This is a genomic window from Arthrobacter sp. BC5 (genome assembly GCF_056680255.1).
The window spans coordinates 470,755-496,372 of the sequence record NZ_CM155273.1 but is presented as its reverse complement, the minus strand read 5'-3'; the positions used below and the strand labels follow the sequence as shown (position 1 = coordinate 496,372).

General features: G+C 68.9%; 24 protein-coding genes. 12 read left to right on the top strand and 12 right to left on the bottom strand.

The window, feature by feature from the left end; translation table 11 throughout:
- The first annotated feature begins 62 nt into the window (after nucleotides 1–62).
- The 4 genes from AC1MFI_RS02090 (at nucleotide 63) to AC1MFI_RS02075 (ending at nucleotide 3,596) form a co-directional block, all read left to right on the top strand.
- Nucleotides 63–1,121, top strand: coding sequence for a methionine ABC transporter ATP-binding protein (locus AC1MFI_RS02090; RefSeq protein WP_479819288.1), 1,059 nt, complete (start codon nucleotides 63–65; stop codon nucleotides 1,119–1,121).
- Entirely contained in the window at nucleotides 1,118–1,822 is a 705-nt protein-coding gene (locus AC1MFI_RS02085) for a methionine ABC transporter permease (protein WP_479819287.1), read from the top strand. Before AC1MFI_RS02090 ends, AC1MFI_RS02085 begins: the two co-directional genes overlap by 4 nt.
- Nucleotides 1,823–1,895: 73 nt before the next feature.
- Entirely contained in the window at nucleotides 1,896–2,816 is a 921-nt protein-coding gene (locus tag AC1MFI_RS02080; protein ID WP_479819285.1) for a MetQ/NlpA family ABC transporter substrate-binding protein, read from the top strand.
- 126 nt (nucleotides 2,817–2,942) lie between these two features.
- Nucleotides 2,943–3,596 (top strand): SDR family oxidoreductase, encoded by a 654-nt coding sequence (locus AC1MFI_RS02075; protein WP_479819283.1) that lies wholly within the window; start codon nucleotides 2,943–2,945, stop codon nucleotides 3,594–3,596.
- Between the two features lie 91 nt (nucleotides 3,597–3,687).
- Here the strand turns inward: AC1MFI_RS02075 and AC1MFI_RS02070 are convergent, their stop codons facing one another.
- Nucleotides 3,688–3,966 (bottom strand): helix-turn-helix domain-containing protein, encoded by a 279-nt coding sequence (locus AC1MFI_RS02070; RefSeq protein WP_479819281.1) that lies wholly within the window; start codon nucleotides 3,964–3,966, stop codon nucleotides 3,688–3,690.
- Entirely contained in the window at nucleotides 3,963–5,486 is a 1,524-nt protein-coding gene (locus AC1MFI_RS02065; protein ID WP_479819279.1) for an APC family permease, read from the bottom strand. Before AC1MFI_RS02065 ends, AC1MFI_RS02070 begins: the two co-directional genes overlap by 4 nt.
- 169 nt (nucleotides 5,487–5,655) lie before the next feature.
- Here AC1MFI_RS02065 and AC1MFI_RS02060 point away from each other — a divergent pair, with 169 nt between their 5' ends.
- From AC1MFI_RS02060 to AC1MFI_RS02050, 3 genes are all read left to right on the top strand, one after another.
- Nucleotides 5,656–7,116: an APC family permease gene (locus AC1MFI_RS02060; protein ID WP_479819277.1), complete on the top strand. Its 1,461-nt coding sequence runs from the start codon at nucleotides 5,656–5,658 to the stop codon at nucleotides 7,114–7,116.
- 63 nt (nucleotides 7,117–7,179) lie between these two features.
- Entirely contained in the window at nucleotides 7,180–9,177 is a 1,998-nt protein-coding gene (locus tag AC1MFI_RS02055) for a primary-amine oxidase (protein WP_479819275.1), read from the top strand.
- 56 nt (nucleotides 9,178–9,233) lie between these two features.
- Entirely contained in the window at nucleotides 9,234–9,860 is a 627-nt protein-coding gene (locus AC1MFI_RS02050) for a hypothetical protein (protein WP_479819273.1), read from the top strand.
- A gap of 37 nt (nucleotides 9,861–9,897) precedes the next feature.
- On the opposite strand, the gene AC1MFI_RS02045 is transcribed toward AC1MFI_RS02050, so the two are convergent.
- Complete coding sequence (locus AC1MFI_RS02045; RefSeq protein WP_479819271.1) at nucleotides 9,898–10,443, bottom strand: heme-degrading domain-containing protein; 546 nt, start codon at nucleotides 10,441–10,443, stop codon at nucleotides 9,898–9,900.
- A gap of 267 nt (nucleotides 10,444–10,710) precedes the next feature.
- Between AC1MFI_RS02045 and AC1MFI_RS02040 the strand changes: the two genes are divergently transcribed.
- Nucleotides 10,711–12,261 (top strand): GntP family permease, encoded by a 1,551-nt coding sequence (locus AC1MFI_RS02040; protein WP_479819269.1) that lies wholly within the window; start codon nucleotides 10,711–10,713, stop codon nucleotides 12,259–12,261.
- A gap of 41 nt (nucleotides 12,262–12,302) precedes the next feature.
- Here AC1MFI_RS02040 and AC1MFI_RS02035 read toward each other — a convergent pair whose 3' ends face one another.
- The 4 genes from AC1MFI_RS02035 to AC1MFI_RS02020 form a co-directional block, all read right to left on the bottom strand.
- A complete protein-coding gene (locus tag AC1MFI_RS02035) occupies nucleotides 12,303–13,022 on the bottom strand; it encodes a mycothiol-dependent nitroreductase Rv2466c family protein (RefSeq protein ID WP_479819267.1) in 720 nt (239 codons plus the stop codon).
- A 37-nt stretch (nucleotides 13,023–13,059) separates the two neighbouring features.
- Complete coding sequence (locus AC1MFI_RS02030; protein WP_479819265.1) at nucleotides 13,060–14,025, bottom strand: peptidase; 966 nt, start codon at nucleotides 14,023–14,025, stop codon at nucleotides 13,060–13,062.
- 294 nt (nucleotides 14,026–14,319) lie between these two features.
- A complete protein-coding gene (locus AC1MFI_RS02025) occupies nucleotides 14,320–15,246 on the bottom strand; it encodes a pullulanase X25 domain-containing protein (RefSeq protein WP_479819263.1) in 927 nt (308 codons plus the stop codon).
- 243 nt (nucleotides 15,247–15,489) lie between these two features.
- Nucleotides 15,490–16,578: an SDR family oxidoreductase gene (locus AC1MFI_RS02020; protein WP_479819261.1), complete on the bottom strand. Its 1,089-nt coding sequence runs from the start codon at nucleotides 16,576–16,578 to the stop codon at nucleotides 15,490–15,492.
- Between the two features lie 184 nt (nucleotides 16,579–16,762).
- Here AC1MFI_RS02020 and AC1MFI_RS02015 point away from each other — a divergent pair, with 184 nt between their 5' ends.
- A complete protein-coding gene (locus tag AC1MFI_RS02015) occupies nucleotides 16,763–17,191 on the top strand; it encodes a DoxX family protein (RefSeq protein ID WP_479819259.1) in 429 nt (142 codons plus the stop codon).
- 65 nt (nucleotides 17,192–17,256) lie between these two features.
- Here AC1MFI_RS02015 and AC1MFI_RS02010 read toward each other — a convergent pair whose 3' ends face one another.
- The gene (locus AC1MFI_RS02010; protein WP_479819257.1) at nucleotides 17,257–17,703 is read right to left on the bottom strand and encodes an excalibur calcium-binding domain-containing protein; all 447 of its coding nucleotides are present in this window, start codon (nucleotides 17,701–17,703) and stop codon (nucleotides 17,257–17,259) included.
- Between the two features lie 128 nt (nucleotides 17,704–17,831).
- Complete coding sequence (locus tag AC1MFI_RS02005; protein WP_479819255.1) at nucleotides 17,832–18,155, bottom strand: NIPSNAP family protein; 324 nt, start codon at nucleotides 18,153–18,155, stop codon at nucleotides 17,832–17,834.
- A 186-nt stretch (nucleotides 18,156–18,341) separates the two neighbouring features.
- Between AC1MFI_RS02005 and AC1MFI_RS02000 the strand changes: the two genes are divergently transcribed.
- The gene (locus tag AC1MFI_RS02000; RefSeq protein WP_479819253.1) at nucleotides 18,342–19,976 is read left to right on the top strand and encodes an alkaline phosphatase D family protein; all 1,635 of its coding nucleotides are present in this window, start codon (nucleotides 18,342–18,344) and stop codon (nucleotides 19,974–19,976) included.
- Between the two features lie 118 nt (nucleotides 19,977–20,094).
- On the opposite strand, the gene AC1MFI_RS01995 is transcribed toward AC1MFI_RS02000, so the two are convergent.
- Nucleotides 20,095–21,648, bottom strand: a complete 1,554-nt coding sequence (locus AC1MFI_RS01995; protein WP_479819252.1) for an LTA synthase family protein — start codon at nucleotides 21,646–21,648, stop codon at nucleotides 20,095–20,097.
- Between the two features lie 219 nt (nucleotides 21,649–21,867).
- Nucleotides 21,868–23,409 (bottom strand): alpha/beta hydrolase family protein, encoded by a 1,542-nt coding sequence (locus tag AC1MFI_RS01990; protein ID WP_479819250.1) that lies wholly within the window; start codon nucleotides 23,407–23,409, stop codon nucleotides 21,868–21,870.
- A 224-nt stretch (nucleotides 23,410–23,633) separates the two neighbouring features.
- Here AC1MFI_RS01990 and AC1MFI_RS01985 point away from each other — a divergent pair, with 224 nt between their 5' ends.
- Nucleotides 23,634–24,071, top strand: coding sequence for a hypothetical protein (locus AC1MFI_RS01985; protein ID WP_479819248.1), 438 nt, complete (start codon nucleotides 23,634–23,636; stop codon nucleotides 24,069–24,071).
- 113 nt (nucleotides 24,072–24,184) lie between these two features.
- Here the strand turns inward: AC1MFI_RS01985 and AC1MFI_RS01980 are convergent, their stop codons facing one another.
- Nucleotides 24,185–24,379 (bottom strand): hypothetical protein, encoded by a 195-nt coding sequence (locus AC1MFI_RS01980; protein ID WP_479819246.1) that lies wholly within the window; start codon nucleotides 24,377–24,379, stop codon nucleotides 24,185–24,187.
- A gap of 159 nt (nucleotides 24,380–24,538) precedes the next feature.
- On the opposite strand from AC1MFI_RS01980, the gene AC1MFI_RS01975 reads away from it, so the two are divergent.
- Nucleotides 24,539–25,453 carry a nuclease-related domain-containing protein gene (locus AC1MFI_RS01975; RefSeq protein ID WP_479819245.1) on the top strand — a complete coding sequence of 305 codons (915 nt, stop codon included), beginning with the start codon at nucleotides 24,539–24,541 and terminating at the stop codon, nucleotides 25,451–25,453.
- Nucleotides 25,454–25,618: the final 165 nt, after the last annotated feature.

Genomic DNA, 25,618 nt, shown 5'->3' with positions numbered 1-25,618 from the left:
CACCGCCGGACGCGCGCGTCCGGTCCTGCACCGTCCCTGCTTCCGCCTGCCCAAGGAACGACATGATCTCGTTACGCCACCTCACGAAGACCTATGGCCGCGGCGACACCGCCGTGACCGTGCTCGACGACCTCGACTTCGAGGTGCCCACGGGCTCCATCGCCGCGGTCGTCGGCCCCAGCGGTGCCGGCAAGAGCACCCTGGCCCAGTGCATCAACCTGCTCGAGCGCCCCACCTCGGGGTCCGTCGTCGTCAACGGGGAGGAGCTGTCCGGGCTGCCCGAGAAGCGCCTCCGTGAGGCCCGCCGGCGGATCGGGACCGTGTTCCAGTCCTCGAGCCTGCTCAGCCGCCGGACGGCCGCGGAGAACATCGCGCTGCCGCTCGAGTACCTCGGTGTGACTCCTGGGGAGGCGCGTGCCCGGGTCGCGGAACTCCTCGACCGCGTGGGCCTCGCCGACAAGGCCGGCCACTACCCGTTCCAGCTCTCCGGCGGCCAGGCACAGCGAGTGGGCATCGCACGGGCCCTCGCGCTGCGGCCGTCCATCCTCCTGGCCGACGAGGCGACGTCCGGGCTCGACCCCGACACCACGCACTCCGTCGTCGGCCTCATCCGCCAACTGCGCAGCGACCTCGACCTCACGGTCGTGTTCATCACGCACGAGATGGACACGGTTCGCCAGGTCGCCGACACGGTCGCGCGCCTCGACCACGGACGCATCGTGGAACAGGGCAGCCTCGTGGAACTCCTGACCTCCCCTGGCTCGCTCCTGGGGCGTTCGCTTCAGCCTCGACGCGGCCATGCGGGGCCCGAGGCCGGAACACGCACCTGGTATGTCACCTACGACTCCACGGACGTCCCCGGCGACTGGATCCAGCGCGTCACTGCGGACCTCGGCGTCGCGGTGCACCTGCTCGGTGCCTCCGTCGAGACAGTGCACGGGGTCAACACCGGCAGCGCCACGCTCGGCATCGGATCGGACGACGACGCCCGGGTCGCGGCGGTGCTCTCGCGCTACGGACTGAGCGGGACACCCGACAGTGGCGCTCACCCGCCGGGCCCTGCGCCAGCCGCGCGGCAGCAGGCCCGAATCCTCGCGGGCGCGCTGGGGGACGTGGCATGAGCGCCGTCCTCCTTCCCCGCGCCGACGTGCCCGTCGGTGACCTGCCCGCACTCCTGCTGCCGGCATACGGTGAGACCGTGATCATGGTCGGGATCGTCATGGCCGTGGTCCTCGTGATCGGGACCCCGCTCGGAGTCCTCCTCCACAATGTCGCACCCGGGGGCCTCTACGAGCGCCCCGCCCTCCACACGGCTCTCAGCTGGGTGATCAGCATCGGGCGGTCGTTGCCGTTCCTGATCCTGATGGCGGCCATCGTGCCGTTCACCCGCTTCATCACGGGTACGAACATCGGCATCGCCGCCGCCGTGGTCCCCATGTCGCTGGCGGGCATCGCCTTCTTCACGCGCATCGTCGAGAACGCGCTGCGCTCCGTCCCGCCGTCCATGATCCGGGTGGCCCGCGCGGCGGGTGGGTCGAATCTCCAGGTCATGCGCACCGCACAGTTCAGTGAAGCCGTTCCCGCCATCGTCGGCGGGCTGACCATCCAGGTGATCGCCATGATCGAGTACTCGGCGATCGCCGGCACCATCGGGGCCGGTGGCATCGGTTACGTGGCCGTCACCTACGGTTACCAGCGCTTCGACAACACCGTGATGCTCGCGACGATCGTGATCCTCGTGGTCACCGTCGCCGTCGTGCAGATCGCCGGAGATCGGCTCGTCCGCTTCACGACGCCGCAGAAACGCCTGCAGCGCGCCTGACGCCGCCTCTCCACCTGCTCTTCCGTACATCCCATCCCTGCGCTTCCTTCGGCGCGCCCAGAAAGGTTCGATCATGACCGAGAACACCACACCCGCGAGCACTCCGGCCCCGGCGGCGGACCACGGCTTCACCCTGCGCAGGCGGCGCAAGGCGCCCTGGATCGCCGGTGGCGCCGCCGTCGTCGTGGCGGCCGGCGCCTTCATCGCCGTACCGCTGCTCAATCCGTCGGAATCGGCAGCGGAGACAGAGGGCGCAACCTTGCTCGTCGCAACGGCGGAGGGCAACCACGCGGAGCAGGCACTCATCGAATTCATCGATGCAGAGGTAGCACCGAAGCATGGCATCGACATCGAATTCAAGGGGCTCAGCGACAGCAACACCATCAACCGGGCCGTGAGCGAGGGGGAGGTCGCCGCGACCGTGTACCAGCACGAGTTGTGGCTCGGACAGGTGCTCGAAGCCAACCCCGACTTCCGGGAGACCGCCGTGGCGCCGGTGTTCCGCTGGGGCTTCGGTATCTGGTCGGACAAGTACTCGAGCGTGGACCAGATCCCCGACGGCGGCACCGTGTCCCTCTACTCCGATCCGGCCAACGAGGCCCAGGGCCTGTGGCTCCTGGAGCGGGCAGGACTGATCACGCTCAAGGACGGCATCAACAAGTGGGAGGCGACGCAGGACGACATCGCGTCCAACCCGAAGAACCTGACGTTCACACTCCTCGACTTCGGTGCTCAATCGCGTGCGTTGCCGGACCTCGATGCGGCCGTCGGTTACACGGAGTACTACACAGCCGCCAAGGTGCCGCTCGAGAAGCAGATCTTCGCACCGGCTGCACCGGACGAGTTCGCGGCACAGCTCACGATCGGAACCGACTACCTCGAGACGGAGAACATCAGGAAGCTCACCGATGCCTTCGCCGACCCGGCGGTGCAGGAGTTCCTGCGGACGGACCCTTCCGTCAAGGATCTGCTGCTGCCCATCGATGCTTCATGAGCATCTTCCGTCCGCGCCGGGAATAGGACTGCGCTGGAGGCGGAACACCGGGTAAGGGCTGGCCAGCGCCGCGGCCGGAGGGCTAGCGTCGAAATCAAGGCATCCGACCGACCAGAAGGAGTTCCCATGTCACGAGTAGCCATCATCGGTGGGCACGGCAAAGTAGCGCTGCACCTCACGAAGATCCTGACCAGCCAGGGTCACCAGGTCAGCTCGATCTTCCGTAACCAGGACCACGCCGGCGACGTCGAGCAGGCAGGCGCGACTCCCGTGGTCGCCGACCTCGCCGAACTGTCGGTGGAGCAGATGGCGGACGTCTTCCGCGGGCACGACGCCGTCGTATGGTCCGCCGGCGCCGGCGGCAGCAGCCCCGAAGCAACCTATGCCGTGGACCGGGACGCGGCGATCCGGTCGATGGACGCCGCACAGGAGGCATCGGTGGGCCGGTACGTCATGGTGTCCTACCTCGGAGCCCGCAAGGACCACGGTGTGCCCGAGGACAACGGGTTCTTCCACTACGCCGAAGCCAAGGCCGCGGCGGACGAGCACCTGCGCAACTCCAGGCTCGCCTGGACGATCCTCGGCCCCGGCGCTCTGACCACCGATCCCGGGACCGGGATGATCGAGGTCTCGGACAAGCCGCAGCAGGATTCCGTGCCGCGTGAGGACGTAGCCCTCGTGGCCGCCGTCGTCCTCGGCAACCTGGGCACCGTGGACAAGACCATCCAGTTCAACTCCGGCGAGACCCCGGTCGCGGAGGCCATCGAGACCGCCCTGTAGTTCCTGTTCGGCAGTTTCCATTCAACGAGAGAGGCGACGCCCCGAAGGGGCGCCGCCTCTCTCACGTCCTGCGACCTCGAGGTGGGCCGTCCTACCCCGTCCCGCCGGTGGACAGCTGCACCAGGAGTTCGACCTTCCGGCCGAGCGCGAAGCCGCTGAGGTCCGGCAGCCGGACCAGATACTCGTCCTCGACGAGCAGGTTCAGGAGGCGGTAGGTCGTCGCCTTCGGCAGCCCGAGGTTGCGGCTCACCTCCAGTCCCGTGACGCCCGGGCCGCAGCGCGCCACCTCCTCGAGGACAGCGAGCGCACTGCGCACAGCTTTCGGCTGGCGTGCCCGCAGGCCGACGTCGTCCGACTGCTCCGGCATCATGGGGCTCCGCCCGCGGCAGGCCGGCCACCTCCGAGCACCGCGTCCTGGGTGGGCACGTCGTACAGTCCCAGCGTCGGCGCTGCCGTCCCCCGTCGCCGGTGCCAGAGGTACCAGAGCAGGGCGGAGGCGAGCAGGGCGCAGTAGATCCAGCCGCTCGCACTCCGTCCCTGACCGGCCAGGGTGATCCGGTAGGTGACGAGGGCACCCGCGAGTGCCAGCGACGTGAGCCCCGCGGCGAGTGCCGGGCGGAGGGTCAGCTCCCCGATGCGCCGCAGGAAGACGGGTGCCGCGCAGCACGCCAGCAGGTAGGCGGCGACGTAGGCTGTGGCCGCGGTGCCGATCAGCTTGTTCATCGCCTCACCCGTCCCGACGCCGAGCAGCATCATCGCCGCCGGTCCGAGGGTCACCAGAGGCATCGACGCCAGGACGGCGGCGGCCGGCGTCCGGAATCGCGGGTGCGCGTCGCCCAGCCAGGCAGGCAGGACGCCCTCCCGCCCCATCGTCAGGAGGACCCGTGCCAGCGCGGTGGTGCAGGCGAGTACGCACGCGAAGAACGACAGCGCGGCGCCGACGTCGAGGAGGGGAATCAGCCACGGCATGCCGGCCGCGCGCATCGCGGGACCGAAGACCTGCGGCTCCTCCGGCCGCATCGCATACCCGGACTGCAGCACGGTCAGCTGGGCGAGAGTCGCGGCCACGTACAGCACGCCCCCTGCGGCTGCGCTCCAGACCAGCACGCGGGGAATCGTCCGGAGCGGCCTGTGGGTCTCCGCGCCGAGGACGGTCGCACTCTCGAAACCGACGAATGCCATGAGCGCCAGGACGGCGCCGGTTGCGAGGCCACCGAAGCCGGGATCGGGCACGGCAGCCCGGACGCCGATGTCCGGCCCGGCCTCTCCGGCGATCCCGAGGAACACCAGGACGATCGGCACCGCGAGGACCAGCAGAGCCGCTGCCTCTGCGAGGAGCATGGCCAGGGACGACAGGCGCAGGCCGCGCAGGAGCAGCCAGGTGCAGCTCCCGCCCACAGCGAGGACGACGACGGCGGCCGCCGGACCGGTGAGCCGTGGCTGTCCGAACGAGGCCAGGAAGTCGGAGGCATGCACGGTCAGGCCGATCAGAGCGAACATGGCGATGCCGGCATAGCCGATGATCAGCGAGCACCCCGTCGCGAGGGCGACCAGCGGACGCCAGGTCCCCCTGCTGCCGAGGGCCTGGGCCACGTAGCTGTACAGGGATCCGGCCGCTCCCATCCGCCGGGCGTACTGGCCCAGGGTATAGCCGACCAGCAGGACCAGGACCGTGGCGCAGAGGATCGATGCCACGGCATAGCGGCCCGCGGCGGCGGTGACCATGGCGGGCATCGTCACTGCCGCGGCGACCGGCGCCATGGCGGAGACGGACTGGGCCAGGGCATCGGCCGGCCCGAGGCTGCGCCGGGCGAGGCCGTGGAGAGGAGAGGTGTCCGCCAGTCCCTCGACGGGAGGAGGGCTGGCGACGGCGTCCTGCAGTGGGTTCATGATGTGCCTTTCCCCCGCGAACAGTAGGTGCGCCGTGTTGCCCTGGTGTTTCGCGACGGTTGTATGACGCACTGCCCTGCGGACCCCGGGCAACGAGTCTCATTTGGAACGACGACACCTTTTACCGGGCGATGACGGAGCGGAAACCGGGCATTGGAAGCATCACCGCATGGCTACTTCCTCCACCGGCACGGCGCCCGCTTCCGCCGTCGGCACCCAGCGCCTCACCGGCACGCTGGGAGCCGGATCGATCGTGTTCATGGTTGTTGCGGCCGCATCGCCGCTGACTGTCATTGGCGGCGCTGCGCCGCTCGGAATCCTGCTGGGCAACGGGCCGGGGTATCCCAGCATGTACGCCATCGCAGGCCTCATCCTCCTCCTGTTCTCCGTCGGCCTCAGCGCCATGAGCCGCGTCGTCCCCAAGCCAGGAGCGTTCTTCACCTACGTCGGCTATGGCCTCGGCAGGAAGCAGGGCCTGGGAGCAGCGTTCCTCGCGCTCCTCACCTATACGACCATCCAGGTGGCGGTATACGGCTACCTGGGCTTCAGCCTCAACCTCGCACTGACCAACCTCGGCCTGCCGGAACTGCCCTGGTGGCTCTACGCGCTCGCGATGATCGCCTTCGTCGGCGTGCTCGGCTATCGGCACATCGAACTGAGCTCGAAGGTACTCGGTGTCCTGCTAGTCGCCGAGATCGGCATTGTCCTGGTGCTCGCCGCCGTCGTGATGGCGACCGGCGGCGCCGAGGGCCTCTCCGCCGCTCCGTTCACGCCGGTCAACATCGTCTCCGGAGCCCCCGGCGTCGGCCTCACGATGGCCATGGCGGGCTTCATCGGGTTCGAGGCCACCGCGATCTTCCGGGACGAGGCGAAGGACCCGGAGAAGACCATCCCGCGCGCCACCTACGCCGCCGTCCTCCTCATCGGCCTGTTCTACACCTTCAGTGGATGGGCGCTGGTCATGGCATGGGGTCCGTCCGAGGTCGTGCAGGCCGCCGCTGCCGACCCGGGTGGAATGATCGTCATCACCGCCGCGAACTACCTCGGGACCGCCGGCGCCATCGCCATCAATGTCCTGCTCCTCACGAGCCTGTTCGCCTGCGTACTGTCCTTCCACAACGTGATCACGCGCTACCAGCACTCCATGGCCGCGGCGGGCACCATGCCGCAGTTCCTGGCGGACGTGCACCCCCGCCACCTCTCACCCCACAAGTCGTCCCTCGCACAGACCATCACCGCCACCGTCCTGATCGTCCTCTTCGCGCTGCTGCACATGGACCCCGTGCTGCAGGTCTTCACCTGGCTCTCGGGCATCTCCACCCTCGCGATCGTCGTGCTCATGGCCCAGACGTGCCTGGCTGTCGTGGCCTACTTCGGCCGCCACACCGAACTCACCGGAGGCAGCTGGCGTACCAGGATCGCCCCGGTCCTGGCCCTCGTGGGCCTCGTCGGCGCAGGAGCCGTCATCGTCGCGTACTTCCCGATGCTCGTCGGAGGTGGTTGGGGCCTGAGCATCGCGCTGATGGCCACCATCCCGCTCACGATGGTGGCCGGCCTCCTCCGCGGCCGCTACCTCGAGCGCAAGGGAGGCGCCGCCTACGACCGGATCACCGACGCGCTCGCGGGGTAGGACCGCACTGCAGGATCTACTTCACACCACCAGTTCCACCGACCTAAGGACCCGAAAGAGACCATGACAGTTGTAGATGACACCACCGCAATCGCCTCCGCCGCGACGGAGGCACCGGGACACGTCGACGTCCTCGCCGGACTCGACGGCGCCGAGATCACGAGGGTGCAGGCCCTCGTCCACGCGGCCGGCGGCACCGATGCGGACACCCGCTTCGTGTACGTGGGGCTCGTCGAGCCGGCGAAGGGCGAGGTGCTCGCCTACGAGGACGGCACCGGCCCCCTTCCCGAGCGCATCGCCCGCGTGATGCTGCTGAACCTGGGCAGCGGTGAGGCACGCGATCTGCGGGTCTCCCTGACGTCCGACGTCGTCATCCAGAACAGGATCGTGGACGGATCGACCGGGCAGCTACCCATCCTCGAGGCCGAATTCGAAATCGTCGACCCCATCCTGCAGGCCGACAGGGCGTGGTGCGACGCCATCGAGGCCCGGGGACTGGACCCGATGAAGGTCATCTCGGCTCCGCTCTCGCCGGGGTACTACGAGAACGACGGCGAGAGCGGGCACCGGATCATCCGCTGCTTCGGCTTCTACCGCGAGAACGTGGAGGACAACATCTGGGCCCGGCCCATCGACGGCCTCTGCGCCTACGTGGACCCTATCGGCAGGACCGTGCTCGATGTCGTCGACTACAAGACGTTCGATCTGCCTCCAGAGGTCGGCAACTTCCACCTGGCCGACTACCGCGGCCCGGAGCTCACCACCCTGAAGCCGATCGAGATCACCCAGCCCGAGGGTCCGTCCTTCAGCGTGGATGGCTCACGAATCGAGTGGGCGAACTGGAAGCTCGGCGTCAGCTTCGACGCCCGTGAAGGGCTCATCCTCCGCCAGCTGACATTTCAGGACCAGGACGTGGACCGGCCGGTGATGTACCGGGGGTCGATCGCGGAGATGGTGGTCCCCTATGCCGACCCCTCGCCCACGCGCTACTGGCAGAACTACTTCGACACCGGGGAGTACCTGTTCGGCCGGTTCGCCAACGAGTTGCAGCTGGGCTGCGACTGCCTCGGCGAGATCCATTACTTCGATGCGACGATCGCCGACGAGTCGGGAAGCCCGAAGACGATCAAGAACGCGATCTGCATGCACGAGGAGGACTACGGCACGCTCTGGAAGCACAACGACCTCTTCACCGGATCGTCCGACGTCCGCCGCCAGCGCCGCCTGGTCATCAGCTTCTTCACCACCGTGGGCAACTACGACTACGGCTTCTACTGGTACCTCTACCTCGACGGCACCATCGAGTGCGAGGCCAAGCTGACCGGCATCCTCTTCCCCTCGGCCTATCCCGGCGGCGATTACCCGTTCGCTTCCGAGGTGGCCCCCGGGGTCGGCGCTCCCTACCACCAGCACCTGTTCTCGGCCCGCCTGGACATGACGGTCGACGGCGTCAACAACACCGTGGTGGAGGTCGACGCGCAGCGACTCCCGATGGGCCCGGGCAACCCGTACGGCAATGCCTTCACCAACAAGAGCACACCCATCACGTCCGAGGCCGAGGGCGGCCGGATCGCCGATGCCTCCGTGGGCCGGACGTGGCACATCATCAATCCCGAGGCCAGGAACCGGCTGGGGAAGCCGACCGGGTATGTGCTGTACCCGGAGCAGACCCCGACCCTGCTCGCCGACCCGGAGGCCGGGATCACGTCGCGTGCCACCTACACCACCAAGCACCTGTGGGTCTCGGCCTACGACCAGGAGGAGCGCTACCCCGCCGGGGACCTGGTGAACCAGAACCCCGGAGGGGACGGATTGCCCCGCTACATGGCCGCGGACCGCAATCTGGAGAACACCGACGTCGTGCTCTGGCACACGTTCGGGCTCACCCACTTCCCGCGTCCGGAGGACTGGCCCGTCATGCCCGTGGACTACGCCAAGTTCACGCTGAAACCGCATGGCTTCTTCGGCGGCAACCCGGTGCTCAACGTTCCGGCCAGCACCAGCGGCCACTGCGCGATGGGCGCGGGCGACGGCGGTGAGGCCGCCGGGTCCTGCCACTGACTTCGGCTGTTCCTCTCCGCCCACCTCCTCCGTCCGCCGTCCCCGGGAGCACTCCGATGAACACCTCGCTCAGCGCGATCATGCTTGTGTCAGCAGCAGCAGGATTCGCCGTCTGCGCGAGGGGGTCGGCCCCCCGGGGACGGCGTCGGCATGCGATGCCGACGGCGGCGCCGGACCACGCGGGAACGCCCGACGCGGGACGTACTCCCGGAAGCGCCGTTGTCGGTATGGCCGTCATGCTCGTCGCCATGGCGGACATGGCCTTCGACAGTGTGCACCTGCTACCCGGCGTCGTCTGGGGCGTGGTGATGCTGCTGGCTGGTCCGCTCCTGCTGGCGGGCGAACGCCGCAGGTCCGGGCCCGAGCACTGTGGTTCCGGCCGCCATCGCTCACTGTCCATGATCGCGATGGCGGCCCTGACGATCGGCGGGGGACACGCACACCCTTCAGGCCCTGGTGCGACCGCCGATGTCGGTCATGCGCACGATGGCCAGAACGTCCTCCCCGTCCTGCTGGCGACGGGCGTCGCAGCTCTCCTCGCCTACACCGTGGTGCTGGTCGTGGCGGACCACCGCGCGCACCGGGCTGACAGGACCGGCGGCAGGATCCGGCCCCGCGCCGCCGTTGAGTCCTGCCTGGCAGCCGTCAGCGTGACGGCGATGGCTGCGTCGATGTTCGCCTGACAGCGGGGCCGGCCGGCATGCAGCCGGTCTTGCGGGCCTACAGACCGTCGGCGGCGTGGAACGTGCGCAGGGCCTCGACGACGAGCTTGTGGTCCTCGAGCTGCGGCAGCCCGGACACCGTCACGGTGGCGACGGGACCCACGCCCCGGATGTACAGCGGGAACGAGCCGCCGTGGGCTGCGTGCGTCGAGGCGTCGAACATCGGGTTGTCCTCGGCCCGGCCACCGTTGCGCCGCCCGCGCAGGCCGACGAGGAGGGACGGCACGAGGTATCGGGCGGCCGTCCGGCTCTTCGCGTCGAGCCAGTAGTCGTTGTCGGGGGTGGCGCCGTCGAGCGCGGCCCGGAACAGGATGTGGTTCGGCCTGCAGATGCTCACGGCGATCGGCAGGTTCCGCCCGACGCCGAGCTGCACGAGCAGCTGACCGAGGGCCACGGCGTCGTCGTTGGTGAAGCGGGTGAACTGCAGCTCCGCTACCTCGGCCTCGACACTCGCTATGAGCGCCTCGAGCGCGTCGGCGGGCTGGTCGTTCCCCCCGTCCGGGTCGTACGGGACGAGGATCCTGGTGGCGGCGTCGTTGCTCATTGGATAAATCTACTGGTCAGCATCCTCCGACGGAATCTACTTCGTCTGTTTAGCGGATCGGTCTTTGGAACTACCATGACGGGGCCCGCAGACGGCCGTCGACAGCGCAGGTCCGGCGTCCCCACCGGAAGTCCTTGCCGTTTACCACATGACCGGTGCTAGCGTGACACCGAGCACACTGCCCGACGACGTCTCCGTCGGGTCGGAGCGGCACCACCTGGACGGGCAAGGAAGCCCGTCCAGCATTCCACCAAGGAGCGCGTCACCGTGGACATACAACTTCTCCTGGCGCTGGTACTGGGGATCGCCACCATCATCGTCCTGGTGCTCAAGACGCGTCTCGACGCGTTCGTGGCACTCCTGATCGCTGCCCTCGTCACAGGCATCGTGGCGGGCCAGGCACCGCTCGAGATCGTCTCGTCGATCACCACCGGGTTCGGCAACACCCTTGCCTCCATCGGCATCGTCATCGGGCTCGGCGTGGGAATCGGCAAGATCCTCGAGGTCTCGGGTGCAGCCAACGCCCTTGCGCTCGCATTCCTCCGGCTGTTCGGCAAGGGACGCGAGCCATGGGCACTCGGCAGCGTCGGCGCGCTGGTCTCCATCCCCGTGTTCTGCGATTCCGGCTATGTGATCATGAACCCGCTGGCCCGCTCGATCGCGAGGGTCAAGCGTGCCGGCTACATCACCCTCGCGCTCGCCCTGGGGTGCGGGATGACGCTGACCCATCACCTCGTGCCGCCCACACCCGGACCATTGGCCGTCGCCGGTATCCTCGGCGCGGACCTCGGTGCCCTCATCCTCGCCGGTTTGGTCTTCACGGTCATCCTGCTGCCGATCGTCGTGTTCTATGCCAAGTGGATCGGTCCGAAGATCGAACCCGAGATGTCGCGGACGGTGCGGGAGGCCGTGTACGGAAGTGCGACGGCCGGCGTGCACGGCCGCACCGGGACCGCGGTCGCCGATCGCCCCGTCGACGGGTCCAGTGCGCTCCGCGGGAACGACGGCGGCGCGGAACGCCGGAGCGACGTCTCCACGGGGTCGGACGGGGACGACGACGTGCCCGCCGATCCGTCCGTGGACCTCGGCACACCTCCTGCCGGAGCCAAGCCCCACCGCGTGGGCGCGCTGGTCGCCTCCCTGCCGCTGCTCGTCCCCCTGGTCCTCATCATCCTCAATACCGTCAGCGGTGCAATCGACCAGAGCAACCAGGGAGTAGTAGGCGCCGCCGCCGGTGAGTACACGCCGTCAGCCTGGGCCGTACCCCTCGCATTTGTGGGCAATCCGGTGGTGGCGCTGGTCATCGGCGTGATCCTCGCCGTCTACACCCTGCTGCCCCGGTGGACGCCTCGCAGCAAGGTGCAGGGGTGGTTCGCCGAGGCGGCGGCATCGGCCGGGCTGATCCTGCTCATCACGGGTGCCGGTGGGGCACTCGGCCAGGTGCTCCGGAGTTCGGGTGTCGGCGATGCGCTCGCCGAAGCGATCGCCGCAACGGCTCTGCCCGCCTTCCTCGTCCCCTTCCTGATCGCGACACTCGTCCGGATCGCCCAGGGTTCGGGAACGGTCGCCATGATCACAGCAGCCTCCGTGACCGCACCGCTGGTCGGCTCGCTCGGCATCGACCCGATCGTCGCGGCGCTGGCCTGCACGGCCGGATCCATGGTGTTCAGCTACTTCAACGACTCCTACTTCTGGGTGGTCACCCGGTTCGCCGGGCTCGAGGGAACTGCGGCACTGCGCGGCTGGTCGGGCATCACGACGGCGGTATGGGCCGGTTCCATCCCGTTGCTGTTCATCGCCAACGCAGTCCTCGGCTGAGCCGCTCCCGTGGGGGCCAGCGCCGACCCCGCGGACGGCAGCTACTTCTTGGTCCGCCGGCTCCCGCCGTGCCAGTCCTCCTGCAGGCCCGCCTCGCCGTCGTCGACCCCGAAGCTGCGCAACTGCGGGCGCTCCCGCAGGCTCCGCTTGAGTTCGGCGAACCCGGGGAAGCGCGCCAGCCCCACGACGTGGTCCCACAGCTCCACCGCCTCGTCCGGGCGGGGCAGGCGGCTGATGACGGGACCGAAGAAGGCGACCCCCTCGGGCGGGTCGAAATGGATGATCGGCGTGCCGACGTCCCTGCCCGTGAGCGAGAGCGCCTCGTCGGTCTCCGCCTGGATGACGGCGTCCCGTGCGTTCTCCTCCAGGGCATCGGCGAGTGCTGCGGGCAGTCCGACGTCGTCGAGGACCGGCAGCAGGAACTCGGCGGTCCCGCGGTGTGCGCCGTCGGAGTCGTCCTCGCGCGTGTCGAAGATCCGGGTACCGAGCCGCTCGTACAGGCGGCCGACGGCGTCGGGCCCGTGCTCTTCGCGCGTCCGCGCGGCGACGCGGAGAAGGCGGAGACCTGCGGTGTGGCCGGCCTCATAGCCGGCGGGGAAGTGGGCGTCGTAGCCGATGGAGCTGTTGAGCAGGCGCAGCGAGATGAAGCGCCACTCCACGGCGTAGTCACGCTGCTGGGCGACCATCCGCACCCACTTGCTGGTCATCCACGCGAACGGGCAGACGGGATCGAAGTAGAACCTGATATCCGGGGAGGTCATGGACTCACGCTAGGGAGCGGGCGGTGGAGGGTCAAGGTCAGAGTTCGGGCACGCAGGGACCGGTGCCGAGGAGTGCGAGGCCGGCGCGATCGCCGTCGCCGAACGAGGTCACTCCGACGTTCCTCTCGTAGAGGAGCTCGCCGGGATCGTCGACGTGGTCGAGCCCGACGACGTGCGCGAGCTCGTGCATGATGATCGCCTTGAGGTAGGCGCGGCCGTCCGGGAAGAGGAGGGTCTCCACGGCGTCCGGTGCGTCGAGCTGGACCTGCCCGCCCACGTAGACGAGCGGCTTTCCCTGCGTCCGGGCGTAGTCGCTCCCGCCGAGCCCGGCGACGTCCCCGACGAGCTCGGGTATCTCGGCCGGGCTCGTCCAGGTGATGAGTACGGGCACCCAGGTCTTTCCGTACAGCTCCGGCTGATACAGGTCGCGTTCCTCGCTGGGCGGTTCGGTGGTGGTGCCGTCGTCGATGAACTGCAGGCCGGTGGCGGCGGACACCTCGGCGACGGCCTCCTGGACCAGGCCCTCCGAACCCACGGGTGCGCCGTTCGGGCGGACGACATAGTGCACGGGACGGCAGGGATCGTAGGCCACCCATTCCTGCGACTCCACCGGCGAGTCGAGCAGCTTGTACGCCGTCGAGGCCGGTGCCACCGGCGGAATGCCGAGCGGGGCATCGCCGGCTTCCACGCCGCGGGGCGGCACGTCGGCCCCGGGCAGGTGGGGGAGGGCGACGGGCAGCACGAAGCGGTCGAACAGCGTCGGAGTCAGGTAGAGCAGGGCGACGAGCGCGAGAGCCGCCACGGTCCCGAGGCGCAGCCGGCGGCGCGGACCCACCCGGCGCCTGTTCCTCGTCGCCGGCGTCCGCCAGGGCTGGGGAGCGGCCGGCCGGCCGAGGGCCTCGTCGAGGGACCACTGCGGGATGCGGCCCGACGGCGACCGGCGGACTGCCTCCAGCCGCGCGTCACGGCCCTCGTGGTACCACTCGCGATCCCTTGCCCCCATGTGCCCTGCACTTCCCCCCGTAGCGATGATCCCGATCCATCCTGCTGTAGGTCCACTGCCCGCGGGGGAGTCCTTCGGCAAAGCTGCGCGAAGGCTGACGGGTGCGTCTTCGCGTGCGGGCTCGGCCGGCGGGATGCCCGGTTTGGCGGCGCGTTGCCGATCGACACGCCCTTTTCCGCCGAAGCGCGTGCACGAAGCCGCAGTGTGCCCGGACGTCAGCAGAGATGCCGGGAACGACGCCGGCCCCGCCGACTGCCGGGCGAGGCAGCAGACGGGGCCGACGACCGGCCGCACCTAGGAGGTCTCGATGTCCTTCGAGGCGTAGTCGAACCGGAAGGTCACCGAGGTGTCGGAGAGCAGGTGCAGCTCGTGGTTGTCGCCGTCGCGCACCCCGAACCGGCCGTAGTTCTCGTCCCACGAACCGTTGACGAGGATCTTGAACTGGTAGGTTCCGGCGGGCAGCTGGTGGGTCTGCTTCCAGGTGTTCTCCGTCGGCTCCCAGACGAACTGCAGTTCGCGCAGGTCCGTGCTCCAGTGGCCTGCCTCGCCGAACAGCGGGTCGAAGTCGCCGGAGAGGGCGACGGACTGCGGCTGGTCCTGCCACGCGTCGTCAGCGGGAGTGTCGGATGGGGCGTGCTCGGGCGCGGTGTCCGACACCTCGAGGGTCGGCGTGACGTCGGGCGGAGTCGGGTCCTCTGCCTCCGACGAGGAGGCGGCGTCGGAGGGTGCCAGGTCCGCCATCGTCTCCGAGACCTCGGAGGTCTCGGCCGTCTCGGGTGCGGGCTCGGCCTGCACCGTCTGTGCCTCCTCGCCCAGGGATTCGGGCGCCTGTGGTGCGTGACCGGCCTCGGGGGCCTCTGCCGGCACGGGCGCGCCGCTGATCATGGCGTTGATGAACTGCTCGGGATCGGTGAAGGCACGGACGGCCCGCACGCCCTCGTCGGTCGCGGTCCAGCCGCTGCGGCCCTTCACGAGCCAGCCGGCCTTGACGAGCTTCGCCGTCGCCGTCGTCAGGGCCTTGTAGCCGCGGGGGACACCGCCGGCGAGGAGCTCGGCTTCCTTGTCGTCGAAGGGCACTTCGGCCACGGCCTGCGACAACAGCTCGCTGGGCGCGACGACGGTGCCGGACGCCTGGTGGTCGGCCAGCAGGGCGAGGGTGGTGCGCAGTCGGGCGTTGGTGCGATTCCGGGGGCTAATGGCGGTCTCCTTCGTGGTGTTCATGCAATTGGCTGCGGTTCATCATCACTGTGTTCCTGCCCTTTCGGGAAGAGATAGCCGGAGACGAATTCCTACCCAGGTCAGGCCGGGGATGCTACGGCTGCGGCTGACAGCACCCTGATTTTATCGGAGGCCGGGATCGGCCGGGGCCGACGGCGGCTGGTTGCAACAGTAGGAGAAGCCCGGGCGGGAGAAGAGACGGGTGAATACTCGAATTCCCGCACCCGATACCTGTCCGGGCGGGCCTCAGACCAACGGGGGAATGACCCTGTTGGAGGCCAGTTCGTCGAAGAGGTCCAGGAACCTGTCCTCGGTGTCGAGGCAGTCGGCGAACCCGTGCTGCCGCGCCTTGATGGTCGACGTGACGTTGTCGAAGCCCGAGCGGAAGAGGAAGTCACCGAAGGACCAGCCGGCGAGGTCCTGGTACGGGGTCTGCACGAGGTCGTATTCCGTCACCATCTGCTGCCAGAGGTCCTGGTGCTGGGGCATCGCTTCGGCGAGCAGGACGGGCTGCGGTTCGGCGTAGTCCATCTGGAAATGACGGGCGAAGACCGGCCAGAGATGGCGCCACCGGATCTGGTCACCGTTGGTGATGTTGTAGACCTCTCCGGCGGCTCGTGGTTCCGCACCTGCCCACACGGTCGCGCGGGCCAGGAGCGACGCGTCGGTCACCTGGTAGAGCGCATCGTAGGCGGCGTGGGTACCGGGGAACCGCAGGGGCTGGCCCAGTTCCCGGCAGATGCTCGCGTACACGGCGATGACCATGAGGATGTTCATCGGGTTGCCGACCGCGTACCCCACCACACCCTCCGGCCGCAGCATGGTGGCGTCGAAGCCGTGCTTCGCTGCGGCAGCGCGGAGGATGTCCTCCTGCTCGTAGTAGAAGTTGGGCTGGATGAGCCGCGGGTCACGTTCCTTCGCGGGGGTGTTGAAGTAGCCCAGGTGCGCTCCGTACGCCTTTCCGCCCTGGTACAGGGTGACGTGGTGCAGCGGGGCGCCTGCTGCTTCCAGACCCTGCAGGGTATGGGCGAGCAGGGCGCTGTTGACCTCGATCTGCTCCGCGGTCGTGGACCGCTCGATGTAGGCACCGAAGACGAGGTGGGTGGTGTCCCGAGCGCTCTCCAGTCCGGTCCGTGCTGCTTCCCGGTCGAGCAGGTCCACGGGCAGGTGCTCCCACTGGGCTCCGGTGACCGGCCGGCGGCTCAGGCCGCGGACCCGCGCCCCACGGCTGAAGTATTCGTCCGCTGCATGCCGGCCGATGACCCCGCCGGCGCCGGCAACCAGGACGACGGGGGAGTTTCGCGCTGCGGTCGGTTCTGTCTGGGCGTCGGTCATGGTGAGCTCCTTCGAGGGTGGACGACCCGGGCCGGCAGTCCTCATCGCGGTCCGGCTTCCAGGGTCAGCGTCAACCCTATCGATGACGACGGCGGAGGAGACGGCGAGCAGCCGGGATGCGCGCGGGTCGGGATCTGGTGTATCAGGCGGATCAGGATGCAGGCCCGGTGCTAGGCTCCGCCGGATGATGCCTCCCGCCCGCACCTCGCTGCCTCGAACGCTCGCCCGCGTGGTGCTCGGAGCCTTTCTCCTCTTCGCGGGCACCGCCCACCTGACGGTGGCGCGGTCCGAGTTCGCCGCGCAGGTCCCGTCGTGGCTGCCGCTGGACGCGGATCTCGTGGTCGTGGTGTCCGGCGTCGTCGAACTGCTGCTCGGCGCCGCGCTGGTGTTCCCCGGCCGGTACCGCGTCCCGGTCGGCTGGGTGGTGGCGGCGTTCTTCGTCGCGATCTTCCCGGGCAATATCGCCCAGTACGTCGACGGCGTGAGCGCCTTCGGGCTCGACACCGACGGCGCCCGGCTCGCCCGCCTGTTCTTCCAGCCCGTGCTGGTGCTGTGGGCGCTGTGGTCCACCGGCGCGTGGCGGGACCGGCGGACGCCGAAAGAGCCTGGCTGAACGAAGCAGCGCACAACGATGCCCGGCACGGAGACCGTGCCGGGCATCGTCGTCGGGCGGCCGAGCTAGTTCGCGGCTACCCGACGGCGGACCACGTAGGCGCCGCCGAGCACCGCGAGCACCAACCCGCCGCCGAGCGCGAGGGCACCGGCGTCGTCGCCCCTGGGCGTCTGGGCCACGCCGGTGTCGGCGCCGCCGACCGGCATCTGCCCCATCTGCGGAGGCTGCGGAGCGACGGGCGGGGTGACGACGACGGTGTTCTCCGCGACGATCCGGTCCACGATCGACGCGTCGTAGGGCGGGTTGCCGGCTGCGTCGCAGCCGAAGCCGTCCTTGTCCGCATCGAGGCCGAGCTGATAGCCGGGTGTTCCCGCCGGGATGTTGTAGACGCCGACGTTGGCGGCTTCCGTGCAGTTGTCGAACGGCAGGCCGACGGCGAGGGCCGGTGATGCCGAGAGCAGGGAGACGCCGGCGACAGCCGATGTAGCGAGTGCGATGGAAAGCTTCTTCATGGAGAACTCCTGAGACCTCGGAAGGGATGGTCGTCCGACCGTACGGCTCAAGGGGAGGGTGCGGCGGAGAAGTTCCCGATCAAGGATTAGGTTGCGCGGCGCAACTAACTGCCCTACCGCACGCGGAACTACTTCGCGTCGGCGATCGGGTACAGGTCCGTGCCCTCGAGCATCACGGAGTCGATCCTCGCCGTCAGGGCGCCGTCGGCCTCGGACGCCGCCTTCGCGTCGATCCACCGCTGGTCCGCGGCGAACGCAGCCCAGTTCGCCGTCGGGTCGCCCTCGTGCTCGAGGACGTAGACGAGGACGTCGTCGGTGCCCACGGGAGTCCAGTAGCCCAGGCTCTTCATGTTGTGCTCGATGAACAGGTTGATGGTGTTGTCCCGGAAGCGGGCCATCAGGGCGTCCATCCTGCCGGGGTTGGCGGTGTACGTGCGCAGTTCGTAGGTCATGGTTCTCCTCGAGGTATGTCGGGCGGGTCCAGGCTCAGCCTAGGCCCGGTCAGCCCGGCCCGGAGGCAGCCGTGCAACCCGCGGCACGCTGCGGGCGGCGCCGAACGGGTGAACGTCGGGCGAATTCTGTGCCAAGAACGTGCCTGAGGCCACCGATGGGGCGAGCCGTCAGGGTGTAATCGGCATATGACCTCCATGACCCGCCGTACCGTCCTGACCGCTGCCGGGACCCTCGCCGTCGCCGGTGCCGCCGTGACCCCCGTCGCCACAGCCCGGAACAGCCCAGCCGCTGCCGCCACCGGCAGCTTCGCGCACGGCGTAGCCTCCGGCGACCCCCTGCCGGACGGCGTCCTGCTGTGGACCAGGGTCACGCCGGGCAAGGACATGACGCCCGGTTCGGGCAAGGGCCCGGCCGTGCCGGTGCGCTGGGAGGTGTCGACGACGGCGGACTTCCGGCGGATCACGGCGCGCGGTACCACGAAGACCGGCCCCGAGCGGGACCACACGGTGAAGGTCGACGTGCGGGGACTGCAGCCGGCCACGAGCTACTGGTACCGCTTCACGAGCGGCAAGGACCAGTCGCCGGTCGGGCGGACCCGCACGGCTCCTGCGGAGGGTGCTGCCGTCGATCTCCTGCGGGTCGGCGTCGTGTCCTGCGCCAACCTGCAGGCGGGCTGGTTCTCGTCCTACCGGCACCTGGCCGCGCGCGATGACCTCGACCTCGTGCTGCACCTCGGCGACTACCTCTACGAGTACGCGCCCGGGGAATACCAGGCACGCGACGTCGTCGTCCGTCCCCATGATCCGGCCGTCGAGATGACGACCCTCGAGCACTACCGTCGCCGGCACGCCCAGTACAAGGAGGACGCCGACCTGCAGGCCCTGCATGCCGCGGTCCCCTTCGTGGTGACGTGGGACGACCACGAGTCGACGAACGACGCCTGGTCCGGCGGCGCCGAGAACCACACGGAGGGAACGGAGGGTGCCTGGGCTGACCGCCGGGCGGCCGCGATGCAGGCCTACGCCGAGTGGATGCCGGTGCGGTACGAGGCCGGCGGGCAGCTCTACCGACGGCTGAGCTTCGGGTCGCTCGCGAGCATCTCGATGCTGGACCTCCGCTCCTATCGCCACCAGCAGGCGCCGTCGACCACGGATCCGGCCATCGGCAGTCCCGACCGCAGCATCACGGGCGAGGCGCAGATGGAGTGGCTCCTCGACGGGCTGTCCGCGCAGCAGGCCCAGTGGAAGCTCGTCGGGAATCCGGTCATGATCACGCCCATCCTCTTCCCGCCCGCGCTCCCGGCCGCAGCCGTGGAGGGCATGGAGAAGCTGATGGGCACCGCCACGCTCGACGGCGTGCCGTACAACATCGACCAGTGGGACGGGTACACCGCCGACCAGTCGCGCGTGCTGCGGCACCTCGGCGACAACGGCATCACCGACACCGTGTTCCTGACCGGTGACATCCACTCGGGCTGGGCGTGCGACCTGCCGGCGGATCGGGCCACGTACCCGACGACCGGTGCGTCGGTCGGGACGGAGCTGGTGTGCACCTCGGTGACGAGCGACAACCTGGACGACATCCTCGGGGTGCCGCCGCGGACGGCGTCGCTGTCCGTCGAGGCCCGGTTCCGGACGAACAACCCGCACGTGAAGTACCTCGACTTCGACTCCCACGGCTACTCGGTGCTCGAGGTGCGCCCGCAGGGGGTTCGGATGGACTGGTACGTGCTGTCGGACCGGACGGACCCGGCGGCCGGCACCAGTCTGTCGCAGTCCTTCCAGGTGCTCGCGGGGACGCAGAAGGTGACGCGGGCGTAGCGCTCCCGGTGGGCCCAGGGGCCTCGCCGGTGTTCCCGGCAGCGACCCGATCGACGATGCGGGCGTCGTGCGCAGGCCCGGGGTCTCACGAGCCCGGCGCTGATCCGGTGATCCCGGGTCAGCGGGCGTCGTCGTCGGCCCATGCCCTTGCATAGAAGGTGAGCGACAGGGCATTCAGCAGTTCCTGGTACGCCTCGGGAGCCAGCACCTGCGCCGAGCCACGCGGAATGTCCTGCGAGAAAGCCGAGATGCCGAGCCCTGCCACTCCGTCCTCGAGGGTCAGGCCGGCGGCCTCCAGGATCGTCGGATACAGGCTTAACTGGTCCGCGGAAGGGCGCAATGCGCTCGTGCCACTGCCACCCGGAATCCAGATCCGGTTGAAGATGGTTCGATCGGGGTTGCTCTCGATCTGCTCGTGCAGTGGATCGCCGGCGGGCGATCGCCTGAGGTGGTCGCCCACGATCACCACGGCGGTGTCGTCGAGGTAGCCCCGGTCCCTCATGTGGTCGACGAGCCCTGCCACCTGAGCCATTGAGCACGAGAACACGGAGACGACCTCGAGTTCGGTATCCACGGTGCAGTAGTCGAAGACGTAGGCCGGCTCATGTGTGTCGAGCGTCAGCATCGACAGGTTGAACGGTGTCCCGGATAGTTCCGACTCGGCGTGCAGCCGATCTACCTCCTGCTTGGCGTAGGTCATGAGACGGCCGTCGTTCAGGCCCCAATCGTCGCGGAAGGACCCCGGCGGTTCACCGGCGGCCCGCCAGTCGTCGAGGTCCTTCACTTCGGAGTAGCCGTGGGTCCGCAGGTAGGTCTCCTTGGCGGCGAAAGCGGCGTTGGCCCCGGTCAGGAACACGTTGGTATAGCCGCGGTCCTCCAGGAGGTCACCGGTGCAGGTCAGGCCCGCAAGGTAGGTGGGGGTGTCGGTGCCGAGATCGTTGGACGGGGGCGCGCCCGCGGCAGCACCCGTGCCCTTCAACGGGACGCCGCACTCGGTCGCGACGATGCCGGACATGGTCCAGCCCCCACCGTGGTACTGCCGGAGGGTCTCGATGCTCTGCCAGCCCTCCGCTGCCCGGGTGACATCCTTCAGGGGCGCGAAGGCGTCCTTCTCGAAGAGCTGCTTGTCTTCAAGGGTGGCTTCGCCCGATTCGAGGTAGATCACCACCAGGTTGCGCGCGTTCTCATCACTGGTGATGACCGGCTCCACGTAGTAGTCGCCGAGATCGAAGTCGGAGTTCGCGCCTCTGATGTAGTTCGCCACTCCCACCGTGGTGGTGAAGGCGGTGGTGCCGCCGATGACGAGTGTGCCCACCAGGGCTGCGGAGACGGTGCGCGTGATGACCCTGGTGTGGCGGGGTCGTGCGTCCTGGCCGGTCCGGCGGCGCTCGCGGCGCCTGACGTGGTGACCGGCTGCGATCGCGGCAGTGATGAGGACCGGTGCGACCCCGATTCCGAGGATGCCTACCCAGACGATGCTGCCGCCACCGCCGTCCGTTTCCACGGAGATCAGGTTGAGGAGCATCTGACCGACAGTGATCTCGCCCCAGTAGTGACGGATGCCGGCGGCCGCGATGAGCAGGGCGAGCCCCGCCCAGATCAGGACGTAGACCAGCATGTAACCCACGACGACAGCCACTCGTCGGAGCACGTGCAGAATCCGGTCGGACATGGCGGGACCTCACTCTTGGGGGTGCCCGTGGATGATCGAAGGCCCTTGACATGCGACACCGCGGGACTTTCGCAGCCTAGTGCTCCGCGAACCGACCGTTCAAGACCCGTTCACCTTGCGTTAACGAGTTGTTAGCCGCAAAGCCCGCCGATGCAGGTTATCCCGGTGCAGTCGGGAGCTGTGTGGGGTGATCAGGAGGACCTGCGGTCGGGGCAAGGCTCACGACGGCGGCGTCCGGACGAGCACCGTGTCCCGCATGTATGCCACGAACTCGTCGGGCTGCTCGAACAGGGGGCGGTGGCCCGACGTCGAAAGCTCGGTGATCTCCTTGACCGGAGCCTCGAGCAGCGCGAACCATTCGGCGAACGGCTCGGTCCGGCCGCGCGCCTCGTGGGCTCCCTGCACGAAGTAGACCGGCACGTCGAGGCTGGTCACGGAGGCGCGGAAATCGGTTTTCTGGAGCTGAGGGTAGATGACCGCGAAGGTGTCCATGAACGCGCCGAGCACGTGGATCTGGTCGGTGAGCGTGTACTCGGGGACGAGGAAGTTCTCGGAGAACCCGCCCTCGCCCTCCGAATTCCCGGTGTGGTCGTAGGGGTATACCTGATGTTCGTAGGACAGGGCGGTCTCGTAGTCGAGCATGTCCGCGTAGGGCGGTGGGCCGATCCGTTCCAGCTTGTCCACCAGCTCCGGATCACCCGCCTGCTCCGCCCAGACGAGGGTGTCCTCGTAGAAGATGGTGTCCGTCTCGAGCGGGCTGACCATCTGCCCGGTGCCGATGTACGCGTGGTACAGCTCCGGCTCCTGCTGGACGGCGAAAACGCCGTAGATCGTCCCGCCCGACTGGCCCATGAGGTAGATCTTGTCCTCGTCGAAGCGCTCCCGCAGGTAGTCGGTCACCGTGATCGCGTCCTCGACGGAGCTCTCGAGGGTGAGCGTGGACGCCGGGTCCAGCTCCGGGTAGGACGTCCCGGTTCCCCGCTGGTCCAGGGTCGCGACGACGAAGTACTCCTCCAGCTGCTGCAGATGGTTCCGCATGGCGCCCAGCTCGGAGCCGCCCGGCCCGCCCGCGAGGAACAACAGCACGGGCTTGTCGACGTCGACGCCGCGCAGCATGAGGCCGAGGTCCTTGCCGCCCGACTCCACCGTGGTGAGTTCGGCGATGCTCCCGGTGGCGGGGTCCCCGTCGGCGGCTTCAATGGGGGCAGTGTCCGCCGGCCGTGCGATGACGACCGCGAGCCCGATGAGCGCCACCGCCGTGAGTGCGGCGACGGCGCGGCGAAGGTAGGTGGCGGCGCCGGCGCGGGCGGCTCCGTGGGAGAGTCTTCGTGCCATTCCGGCGCCGATCGCCGCCCCCAGGACCAGCGGGGCCAGGGCGAGGAGGGCGTGGAAGCCGCGCCCGACGATGAAGGCGAGGATGCCGTACGTGGTGGTGTGGACGCCGTCCACGGTGGGGCCGTCGGTACCGATGCGGGTGAGCTCGAAGACGACGATCACCACCACGGGGGCTGCGAGCATCGCCCACCGCGACCGGAGGACGAGCCCGGCGCAGGCGCCGATCAGCAGGCAGAGGAGCATCGTGCCCAGGGATTCGGCGGTGGTGAGGGGCCCGCGGGGAGTCCACCAGCCCAGCACGACACCGCAGCCGACGGTGAGTGCCAGGGCAATGCCGGTGCCGAGACGGCGGTCCCCCCAGATGCTTTCCAGGACCTTCCGTACGGGTGTGGAGGGCGCGGTGTCGGTGTCGAGGTGAGCGGGCATCGTGCGTCAGCTGCCTTCCGGACGGGGCAAAGCGGGCCGTGCATTCCTCTCCCAGCATTCCGGGAGGGTCCTGGACTGACTAGGGCCGAAGGTCCGCCGCCCTCGTCCATGCGGCCTCCCGGTGCCGGGGGACCAATGGCCCTGTCCATGCCATCCGGGGACAAGACAATGGAGGAGGAGATGATTCAGCCCGTTCTGCGGGCCGACCTGGAAGCGGGGCAGACATGAGAACGCTCACGAAGAACCAGCCACCATCCACGCCAATCCATCCCGACGGCGGGAGGCGGACTGGCCTCCGCCGGAAGATCGTCGGCGGATTCTTCCTCTTCACGGGAGGAATCCATCTGGGGATCGTCATGGCCGATCCGCAGTTGTATGCGGGTTTCGCCCAGGAGTCCTTCATCCCGCTCGTCCGGACGGCCTGGGACAGCATCTTCATGGCCGCTCCGGCGCGCTGGGGGCTTGCGCTCTCCCTGGGCGAGGCCACCCTGGGCGTTCTGCTCCTGCGCGGCGGCCAATGGGCCAAGGCCGGCTGGATCGGCGTCATCGCCTTCCATCTGGGGCTCATGCTGTTCGGCTGGGGCTTCTGGCTGTGGTGCGTCCCGGCGCTCGCCTTCCTGATCTGGGCCGCCCGTAAGGACTGGCAGGCGGCCCAGGGTTGAAGCACCTCTCGAAAGAGGGGTTCCCGTTCTTCGGGAGTCAGGCCGGGGACGCGCTGTCGCACTCCTCGCCGCCCGGACACGCCGCACGGCCAGGGCAACGCTCAGGTCGAGGTTCAGCGCTTCCCGGATGACATGCCGGCGATTGCGCCGACGACGAGGCCCACGCCGGCCCCGATGCCGACGCCGATCGCTATGCCGGGTCCACCGGCGATCGCCACTCCGATGGCACATCCAACTCCTGCGCCGAGAGCGATCCCGATTCCCGGGTACGACTCTTTCAGCAATTCATCCGCGCTTCGCTGTTCCATCGCTCGATCATTGTGGGAGCCGCACGTGCCCGGCAAGGGTCCTAGGTCCCGTTCTGCCGTCTCGAGGGCTGAAATCCTTGCTTACTCCTGCGCTTTTCCTTCCGCCCCTGGAATCCGGGCTCTCCTACGCTTTGAGGGGCGAAGCTATTGGGGGACGACGTGGAAGCAGGACAGGGCGCTGCCGAGCAGGCTCAGCGAATAGGTGAACGGGTGTCCCGGCTGGAGGCCGAGCTGGAGCGGGTCGAGGCCGACCTCGCGTTGGCTCGGAAGGCGCAACAGGCATGGCTCGTCGGAGCCGAGGGTGAGGCGCGGGTCGGCGCGCAGCTGAACCAGCTGGAGCTCCAGGGCTGGAGAGTGCTTCACGACGTGCACTGGCCCGGCCGGCCCAGGGCGAACCTCGATCACATCGCTGTTGGACCGGGAGGAGTCCTGGTCATCGATGCCAAGAACTGGTCGGGTGACGTGTGCCTGCGCGACGGCGAGCTGTACCGGAACGGCTACACGCGGAGACGTGAGACGGCGTCGTCGCTTGACCAATGCGCTGCGGTGGCGGCGCTACTCGAACCGCAGCATCGGAGCATGGCACAGGCATGGATCTGCCTGGTGGGACACCCCGAGCTCGTCGGCTCGACCGGCACCGGCGTGACAGTCGTCGGCATCGACGGGTTGACCGATGCGGTGCTTGCGCTACCTCCGGTTCTTGAGCAGCCATGCGTCAGCGCTATTCACGACCACCTGAAAGGGCTGCTGGCAGGGCCGACGAGTCCAGCGGTGGCGACGACAGCCCTGCTCGTTCACCCGAAGGAAGAATCACCGCTGCTCGCAGCTCGACGAGCGGCTGCCATGCCCTCTGTTCCTGCCGATCGAGCGGCGCCTCGTAGTCGCGCTCCCAGGCCTGCCAATCGACGACGTCGGACAGGCGAGCCCAGCTGCCTTGGTGCCCTATGGCGTCTTGTGCTGCTGGCCCTGGTGCTCTGGGCCGGGGCGGGAGCGCTGCAGCAGTTCGCCGAGTCGCTGTCGACGCCGCCCCTGCAACCGCCACCCGGCGTCGTGCAGCCCCAGGTGCCTGAATAGGTGACCGATGTGTGGCTCGGAGAGTGCTGGAACATCACCGCGCCCGCCTAGTCTCCGGGTACGACGACGCAACAGAGCAAGCCCGCCCTCAGGGGGCACTGTCCCCGATGCGGGTCCAAGGCCTGGCCGATCGCCTGTGGCATGGTTCCTCCCTCCCTGAAGGAG